Annotated in this window: 2 protein-coding genes; one reads left to right on the top strand and one right to left on the bottom strand. The window is 63.9% G+C overall.

The window, feature by feature from the left end; genetic code table 11:
• A partial coding sequence (locus KZZ07_RS26540) for a hypothetical protein (RefSeq protein ID WP_219519898.1) occupies positions 1-542 on the top strand: 542 nt, incomplete at its 5' end.
• 246 nt (positions 543-788) lie between these two features.
• On the opposite strand, the gene KZZ07_RS26535 is transcribed toward KZZ07_RS26540, so the two are convergent.
• The gene (locus tag KZZ07_RS26535) at positions 789-1193 is read right to left on the bottom strand and encodes a hypothetical protein (protein ID WP_219519896.1); all 405 of its coding nucleotides are present in this window, start codon (positions 1191-1193) and stop codon (positions 789-791) included.
• Positions 1194-1443 lie beyond the last annotated feature (250 nt).

The raw sequence follows: 1443 nt of genomic DNA, 5'->3' as shown, positions 1-1443 counted from the left end.
CTGTTCTCCTCGTCGTTTTGAACGTTACGAGAACAAACTCTACTTTTGAATGGCCCAGTTCTTTGGGGGCAGGTCACCTGTCCTTCGAGACGGAGGGCGGAGAGGTCGTTCGGCTGGTGCTGGATGCCGAGAGCGCAACGCAGCTGGTGTGCGCGTTGTCGCGTTACCGGGAAGGGGTATTTGTGATGATCCGGGGTGCGCTGCGTCGTTTGGCAGAGTGGCTGACGCTCTCCATGGAAAGGTGCGGGGTGATCGTGGGCTGGGCCTGCCCGGAGTGTGGGCATGAGCATCCATGCCCGGCGCCCGCCGTGCCCTGGGTTTGCACCGCGCCTGACATGATCGAGGTGTTGACCTGTGACGCCTGTGGGGAGGCGTCGTTGTGGCTTGCACCCGGGTGCACATTGACCCGCGTGGCCAGCGCCGCGTCAGATCAGGTAGACGGCCAGTCGAATGGCGGCGCCGATGGCGATCACGAACATCAGTGCCCCGGAGACTGTCAGTCGCCAGGCGGGGGTTCCCTCGCAAGCGAGGGAACGACATGACCCCTGCCGTTTTCACCGCCTTCCTCTTCCTTGCCGCCCTGGTCGGAGCGCTTGCCGGGTTCGGCGCGGGCTGCCTTGCCGCTAGGGCGATCCGGCAGGAGCGTGACCGGGTGCCTTTCGACAGGATCGTGGCGGCGGCACCGCAAACCCCGCCACCGCCGAAGCCGTCGAGGGTGCCGCGCCGTGTCCCGGTGATCGCGATCGGTGATGATGTGCAGACACGCTGGATGCGGGCGGGGGAGGTCTCTAATCTTCGTTTGGTTCCGAAGAGGGGACAAGACTGAGATGTGTTCTGCGATCGCTCGCACTCCAGTCCCGGTAGGATGCCGCGATTTGGCGCAAAAGGTCCTCTCCAGCGCCCTGAATGCCGGTTTCCTCGGCTTTCCGACCGAAAGCAGTCGCGACCAGATCGGGGTCTGCGATGCCGGACTCCACGGCGTTTCGAAGGAGCGCGGAGTCTGTTGCGATCAAAGCGGTGACGACGTGCTCCAGTGCCGTCACCCGGTTCTGGATGAGGTGAAAGGCCTTTTTTATCTCGGCGTCTGGGATTGCCATGTGACGTGTTCCTTGTGGCGTCATGTGGTTGGGCGCGTCCGGGTTGCCGCCCGGCGCGTCCGCAGTTTCCGCCCTGCCTTGGCGTTTCGTCAACATGCTGTCGGTCTGTCTGTCCCATGCCCACAGCCTGCCTGTCTCTCGCGGGGATGCACAGGAAACGAGGTTTCCGGATGAGTGACGCGCGCACCATCAATGCCGCCATGTCGGCGCTGATCGACGGTACGTTCGGCTGTCTCGACGCTGCCGCCGAGACGATCAATGCGCGGCTTGGCGGGCAGGTCGGCAAGGGCACCCTGTCCAAGTATCTCAGCGGGCAGTTGCAGTGGCCCTTGGCCTATGTCTGGGC

It is taken from the genome of Mameliella sp. CS4 (assembly GCF_019392335.1).
In the GTDB taxonomy this organism is placed as follows: domain Bacteria; phylum Pseudomonadota; class Alphaproteobacteria; order Rhodobacterales; family Rhodobacteraceae; genus Antarctobacter.
Note: the sequence above shows the minus strand (reverse complement) of the source record. Positions and strands in the feature narration are given on the sequence as shown.

Bases quoted from the DNA above. Each gene is read 5' to 3' on its own strand.
- KZZ07_RS26535 (WP_219519896.1), bottom strand. From the start codon at position 1,193: ATGTTGACGAAACGCCAAGGCAGGGCGGAAACTGCGGACGCGCCGGGC.